We start from the raw sequence: 7037 nt of genomic DNA on the forward strand, positions 1-7037 counted from the left end.
GGATCATGGGGCGCGAATACGCCCTTAACGACGGCGAGGAGGCAGCGGTGGCCAACGCCATCGCCGAGCACTACCTGCCGACCCAGGCCGGGGGCGAGCTCCCCTCCTCCGACGTCGGCGCCTTCGTCTCGCTCTCCGACAAGATGGACACCATCTGCGGCTGCTTCAGCGTCGGCCTGATCCCGACCGGCTCCGCCGACCCCTATGCGCTGCGCCGATCCGCCATCGGCATCATCAACATCATCCTCGACAAGGGATACCGTTTGCCGCTGGATGGCTTCATTAAAAATTCCCTCGATCTGCTCTCCGCCAAGGCCACCCGGCCGCTGGAGGAGGTGCACAAGGACGTGCTGGAGTTCTTCAAGGGGCGCTTCGTCAACCTGATGGCCGACCGCTACCCCTCCGACGCCGTCGAGGCGGTGGTCTCGGTCTCCTTCGACGACCTGGTGGATGCCGCCGCCAAGATCGCTGCCCTCGCCGAGTTCAGGAACCGCGACGACTTCGCCGCGCTAGCGGTCGCCTTCAAGCGGGTCTCCAACATCGTCAAGGGGGGCGTCGACACCCCGGTTTCCGAGGCGCTCTTCCAGGACGCAGCCGAAGGGGCGCTTTATAAGGCCCTGCAAGGTGTGAAAGGGAAGGTCGAGTCGGCGGTGGCCGGTGCTCAGTACCTCGCCGCGCTGACCGAGATCGCCACCTTGAAGGAATCGGTCGACCTCTTCTTCGACAAGGTCATGGTCATGGCCGAGGACGAGAAGGTGAGGGAAAACCGTCTGGCGCTCCTTACCGGCATCGCGCGACTGTTCGCACGACTGGCGGACTTCTCGAGGCTATCGCCATAATGAAAGGTGCGGCGCTGCGGAAACGGATGACTACCTCCCTGACCGAACAAGCGGTCTGCCGCAACCCTGGACGAATGCAACGCTAACGTAAACAGCCGATCGCGCAGTAAAAAGCGACCGGCTGTTTGCATTTTCAGTTTACTTTTCCGATCAAAACCGTTACAAAGTTAAAAACTTTAAATTAGCATCACCACATCAAGGAGGAGTACCATGGGATCGCAGAAGTACGTCTATTTCTTCGGCGCCGGTAAGGCCGACGGAAACGCCAAGATGAAGGAGCTGTTGGGTGGCAAGGGAGCCAACCTGGCCGAGATGACCAGTATCGGCCTTCCGGTCCCCGCCGGCTTTACCATTACCACCGAAGTCTGCACCGAGTACTACAAAAACGGCAGGAACTACCCCGAGGCGCTGGCCGCCGAAGTCGCAGCCAACCTCGCCGCCGTTGAAAAGCTGATGGGCAAGAAGTTCGGCGACGCCGCCAACCCGCTGCTGGTCTCGGTCCGCTCCGGTGCCCGCGCTTCCATGCCGGGGATGATGGACACCATCCTGAACCTGGGCCTGAACGACACCACCGTGCAGGGGATCATCGCCCAGAGCGGCGACGAGCGCTTCGCCTACGACGCCTACCGCCGCTTCGTGCAGATGTACTCCGACGTGGTGATGGGGATGGACAAGGAGGCCCTGGAGCACCTTTTGGAGAAGCGCAAGGAGCAGAAGGGTGTGCACCTGGACACCGAGCTCTCCGCGCAGGACTGGAAGGAGCTGGTGGTGCAGTTCAAGGAGAAGGTGCGCGCGACCCTGGGAGTGGACTTCCCGGAAGACCCGCAGGAGCAGCTGTGGGGCGCAATCGGCGCCGTGTTCGGCTCCTGGATGAACCAGCGCGCCATCACCTACCGCAAGCTGAACAGCATCCCGGCCGAGTGGGGTACCGCCGTCAACGTGCAGTCCATGGTGTTCGGCAACATGGGTAACGACTGCGCCACCGGCGTCGCCTTCACCCGCGACCCCTCCACCGGCGAGAACTACTTCTACGGCGAGTACCTGGTGAACGCCCAGGGCGAGGACGTGGTGGCCGGTATCCGCACCCCGCAGCCGATCAACAAGGCCAAGGCCAAGCCGGGCGACCTCCCCGCCATGGAGGACGTGCTCCCCGAGTGCTACCAGCAGCTGGTCAACATCCGCGACATCCTCGAGCGCCACTACAAGGACATGCAGGACATCGAGTTCACCATCGAGAAGGGCATCCTTTACATGCTGCAGTGCAGAAGCGGCAAAAGGACCGCCAAGGCAGCCATCAAGATCGCGGTCGACATGGTGAAGGAGGGACTGATCGACGAGAAGACCGCGGTGCTGCGCGTGGCACCCAGCCAGCTCGACCAGCTCCTGCACCCCTCGCTCGACCCCAAGGCTCAGAAGAACGTGGTCGCCAAGGGCCTGCCGGCCTCCCCGGGTGCTGCCAGCGGCGAAGTGGTCTTCACCGCCGATGAGGCCGAATCCGCCGCCAAGCTGGGTCTGAAGGTGATCCTGGTCCGCGTGGAGACCTCTCCTGAGGACATCCACGGCATGCACGCGGCGCAGGGTATCCTGACCGCCCGCGGCGGCATGACCTCCCACGCGGCGGTGGTTGCCCGCGGCATGGGCAAGTGCTGCGTGGCCGGCTGCGGCGACATCAAGGTCGACTACGCTTCCGGGCAGCTCTCCGCCAAGGGTGGGCTGGTCATCAAGAAGGGTGACGTGGTCACCCTGGACGGCTCCACCGGCGAGGTGATGCTGGGCGCGGTTCCCACCGTGGCCGCCGAGGTCTCCGGCGACTTCGCCACCCTGATGGGCTGGGTGGACAAGTACCGCCGGATGAAGGTCCGCGCCAACGCCGACACCCCGCACGACGCCAAGACCGCCCGCGAGTTCGGCGCCGAAGGGATCGGCCTCTGCCGCACCGAGCACATGTTCTTCGAGGCGAACCGTATCGCCGCTGTGCGTGAGATGATCCTCTCCGCAGACATCGAAGGGCGCAAGAGGGCACTCTCCAAGATCCTCCCCATGCAGAAAGGTGACTTCAAAGGGCTCTTCAAGGAGATGAAGGGGCTGCCGGTCACCATCCGCCTGCTCGACCCGCCGCTGCACGAGTTCCTCCCCCAGGAGGACAAGGACATCGAGGCGCTCGCCGCCACCATGGGCGTCTCCGCCCAGACCCTCAAGCACAAGGTGGAGTTCCTGCACGAGTTCAACCCGATGCTCGGCCACCGCGGCTGCCGCCTGGGGGTGACCTTCCCCGAGATCTACGACATGCAGGTGCAGGCCATCATGGAGGCCGCCTGCGAGCTGGTCAAGGAAGAGGGGTACCAGATCGTCCCCGAGATCATGATCCCGCTGGTCGCCGTCACCAAGGAGCTCGGCATCATGCGCGCCAACGCCATCGCCGTCTGCGAGGAGGTGATGAACCGCTACGGCGTGAAGATCGAGTACCTGATCGGCACCATGATCGAGCTGCCGCGCGCCGCCATCACCGCCGACCAGATCGCCACCGAGGCCGACTTCTTCTCCTTCGGCACCAACGACCTGACCCAGACCACCTTCGGCCTCTCCAGGGACGACGCCGGCAAGTTCCTCCCCTTCTACGTGGAGAACGGCATCCTGGACGACGACCCGTTCGTCACCCTCGACCAGAGCGGCGTGGGGCAGCTGGTGAAGATGGGTTGCGAGAAGGGGCGCCAGACCCGGGCCAACATCAAGCTCGGCATCTGTGGCGAGCACGGCGGCGATCCCGCCTCCGTGATCTTCTGCGACTCGGTCGGCCTCGACTACGTCTCCTGCTCGCCGTTCCGCGTGCCCATCGCGCGCCTGGCGGCAGCACACGCCAGCTTGAGCGCGTAATTGGGGAAGAAAGATGGAAATCGAAGGGGCGCAGCTCGCTGCGCCCCTTCTTTTTGATCTCCTCTTGACAGGCTGGCCTTAAACGTGTATTAGGGGAGCGTCAAACCGAAACATCGGCCACGGAGACACTGAGCATACGGAAAAAGGCAAAGCTGAGCAGGCGAGTTAACGACCTTTTTCCGTGTCCTCCGTGTCCCCGTGGCTTCATGTTTTGGACGCTAAAAAAGAGCAACACAGAAACTGATTTACGGGGGAAAGAGTAATGGCAAACGGTGTGGTCAAGTGGTTCAACGATGCCAAGGGTTTCGGGTTCATCCAGCAGGAGAACGGGGTTGACGTCTTCGTTCATTTCTCGTCGATTCAGGGGGACGGCTTCAAGTCCCTGGCGGAGGGCGAGTCGGTCAGCTTCGAAATCGTCCAGGGGACCAAAGGCCCTCAGGCTGCCAACGTAGTGAAGAACTAGGCACCCCACCAGCTGACGAGCCCCGGAGCGATCCGGGGCTTTTTGCGTTTAGAGGGGCTGCGTCCTCCACAGCGATGAAGGCTCGACTTTGAAGCCCCTCGTCCGAAAGTCCCCTCTCCCTCCGGGAGAGGGCTAGGGTGAGGGAAGCCACAATCGGCGGCAATGCAGCATAGAACCGCCCTCACCCGCCCTTCGGGCACCCTCTCCCCTGAAGGGGCGAGGGGGGAACGCGGGAAAGGGGGGGAGGGAAAGGAGTTGAGAACAAGGTGACGGGGGAGTTGAAGCGGCGGCAGGAGTTGTTATAAGAAGAGGAGCCCGCTGAGCCAGCGGCAGTCCACGACCAGGCGGTGCACCATGCGTATCGACGAGAAATCGAAGTCCCGCAGCATCACCAAGAAGGGGAAGGGTACCCCCGCGAAAAGCGTGTCCAGTCCGAGCGCGCCGCTCTTCGCAGCGCGCCTCACCCAGGTCGCCAGGAGCAACGCCGATTACGCGGGGGAGCTGCAGCGGCTGAAGGACGCCATCGACAAGGGGGGTGAGGTGCTGGAGCAGGAGCCGACCATCGCCAACTTCAAGGCCTTCCGCGAGCTGATCGGGACTTTGGCCAGGAAGGTCTCCGGCGAGGCCTACAAGATGGAGGTGGTGAGCGGCGGGTTCACCGGCCGCACCCACGAGGTGATGACCGTGATCGACAAGGAGGCCGACCTGCTCTACCATCTGGTGATGCGGGAGCAGAAGGACCACATCAAGATCGCCGCCCAGATCATCAAGATCAAGGGGCTGGTGGTGGACTTTCTGTTGTAGTCGGACGTTGAACCTGTCCGCCCTGTCCGACGACCAAAAAAGGGACTCCTCTGGAGCCCCTTTTTTTTGCATTGCCTAGCTTTGCGGCTGCGGCTACTTCACCGACACGCTCAGTTTGCCCACGCCTGCGATCTCGGCCACCACCTGGTCGCCGCTCTTGATCGGGCCGACGCCGGCGGGGGTGCCGGTCAGGATCAGGTCGCCGGGGGAGAGGGTGAAGATGGAGGAGAGATAGCTGATCAGCTCAGGCACCCGGTGGATCATCAGCGAGGTGGAGCCGTCCTGGCGGGGCTCGCCGTTCACGGACAGGGTGATCCGCACGTCCTGCGGGTCCGCGACCTTCTCGGCCGGCACGAAATCGGACAACGGGCAGGCGGTGTCGAATCCCTTGGCGATGTCCCAGGGGAGCCCCTTCTTTTTGAGCTCGGACTGCACGTCGCGCAGGGTAAGGTCGATGGCCACCCCGAAGCCAGCCACGTGCGCCATGGCCTGCTCGGCGGGGATCTCCTTGCCGCCGGTGCCGATCAGGATCGCCAGCTCCGCCTCGTGATGGCAGTCGCCGGAGTAGGCGGGGATCACGATCTCTTCTCCCTCGCCGATCACGCTGGAGGCGGGCTTGCTGAAGATCACCGGGCGCTCGGGCATCTCGTTGCCCAGTTCCTTGATGTGGTCGACGTAATTCCTGCCGATGCAGAGGATCTTGCCGATGGGGTACTGTTGGCCGGTGCCGACCAAGCGTGCGGTTTTCATTGCTGGGCCTCCTTGGGTGTGATCGGGACCTTTTGTGGGCTACATGGAGTGAGTGGACGTGGTGGACCTGATGGACAGATACTGCTCCAATTGACAGTTACCAGTTGGCAGCCTTCACCTCGCCGCCGAAACGGCAACCCTGCCAGCTGCCCCGCCTCTTCAATTCATTCACCACAGCGTACCACATCTGGTTGTTTTTCAAGTCCCAGTTGGGGGCGACCCTGATGGCGAGCGGCGCCGAGCCGTACAGGCGCTGCACCGAGATGCGCGGGGAGAGCTCCTCCAGGAAATCGCAGGCTCCCGCCAGGTATTCGGCCAGGTCGATCGGGCGGTAGCTCCCGTCCAGGTACATCTGGGCCAGCCTGGTGCCACGCACGGCGTGCAGCTGATGGATCTTCACCGCGTTGATGGGAAGCGAGTTGAGCAGCCGGGCGCTCTTCACGAAGCCCGCCCGTGTCTCCCCCGGGAAGCCGTAGATGAGGTGGGTGCAGAGGTCGATGCCGCGGCCGGCCAGTCGCTGCACGGTCGCCAGGTACTCTTCCAGGGTGTGTCCGCGGTTGATGCCGTTCAGGATGGCATCGTCCATCGACTGCAGGCCGAGTTCCACGCAGATGTAGCGATCCTTGGCCAGTTCGGTCAACAGGTCGATCGCCTTGTCGCTCACCGAGTCGGGCCGGGTGCCGATGGAGAGCCCCACCACGTCCGGATGGTCGAGGGCGCGGCGGTAGAGGTCGGAGAGCTTGGAGACCGGGGCGTAGGTGTTGGTGAACTTCTGGAAGTAGACGATGAACTTCTCGCTCCCCAGCCGCTGGCGATGGTAGGCCATGCCGGCCGCCATCTGCTCCTCGATGGGGATCACGGGGACAGTCTCTTTGGGGGAGAAGGAGCTGTTGTCGCAGTAGATGCAGCCGCCGGTGCCACGGCTGCCGTCGCGGTTGGGGCAGGTGAAGCCGCCGTCCACGTTCACCTTGCTGACCCGGCAGCCGAAGCGCCGGCGCAGGTAGGAACCGTAGGAGTTGATGCGCAGATCTTTGTGGATGAAGCTTTCGGGCATGGTTTACGAATTCTCTGATTCAAGATTATGCTTTATTCCTGAATCCGTGGGGCATTCAAGCCTCCGCTCGCTCTGAATGCCTCTGTCTTGGGCTTGCAGAAAGGAAGAACACCCCGACGAAGTTCACCCGGCAAAGCTGGCATGAGACTGTGTAAGCGACGATGGACCCCGGCATTTTCACTCACTTCGGCTTTCATGCCTCACGGATTCAGGATTTAATAATCAGCGCCTCACGAAGATCTCCCGCGCCATG

General features: G+C 62.9%; 6 protein-coding genes. 4 read left to right on the top strand and 2 right to left on the bottom strand.

Going from position 1 to position 7037, the window contains the following annotated elements; genetic code table 11:
• From glyS to VJ604_RS07940, 4 genes are all read left to right on the top strand, one after another.
• Positions 1–839: glycine--tRNA ligase subunit beta (glyS, locus tag VJ604_RS07925; protein ID WP_324081360.1), on the top strand; the 839-nt coding region annotated here is incomplete at its 5' end.
• Between the two features lie 210 nt (positions 840–1049).
• Positions 1050–3713 (top strand): pyruvate, phosphate dikinase, encoded by a 2664-nt coding sequence (gene ppdK / locus VJ604_RS07930; protein WP_324081361.1) that lies wholly within the window; start codon positions 1050–1052, stop codon positions 3711–3713.
• Between the two features lie 262 nt (positions 3714–3975).
• Complete coding sequence (locus tag VJ604_RS07935) at positions 3976–4176, top strand: cold-shock protein (RefSeq protein WP_324081362.1); 201 nt, start codon at positions 3976–3978, stop codon at positions 4174–4176.
• 354 nt (positions 4177–4530) lie between these two features.
• The gene (locus VJ604_RS07940) at positions 4531–4980 is read left to right on the top strand and encodes a YaaR family protein (RefSeq protein ID WP_324081363.1); all 450 of its coding nucleotides are present in this window, start codon (positions 4531–4533) and stop codon (positions 4978–4980) included.
• A gap of 93 nt (positions 4981–5073) precedes the next feature.
• Here VJ604_RS07940 and VJ604_RS07945 read toward each other — a convergent pair whose 3' ends face one another.
• Positions 5074–5730 carry a fumarylacetoacetate hydrolase family protein gene (locus tag VJ604_RS07945; protein ID WP_324081364.1) on the bottom strand — a complete coding sequence of 219 codons (657 nt, stop codon included), beginning with the start codon at positions 5728–5730 and terminating at the stop codon, positions 5074–5076.
• 97 nt (positions 5731–5827) lie between these two features.
• Positions 5828–6784: a tRNA modification radical SAM protein MnmL/YtqA gene (gene mnmL, locus VJ604_RS07950; RefSeq protein WP_324081366.1), complete on the bottom strand. Its 957-nt coding sequence runs from the start codon at positions 6782–6784 to the stop codon at positions 5828–5830.
• Positions 6785–7037: the final 253 nt, after the last annotated feature.

The sequence above is a fragment of the Geomonas sp. genome, assembly GCF_035254065.1.
Taxonomy (GTDB): domain Bacteria; phylum Desulfobacterota; class Desulfuromonadia; order Geobacterales; family Geobacteraceae; genus Geomonas.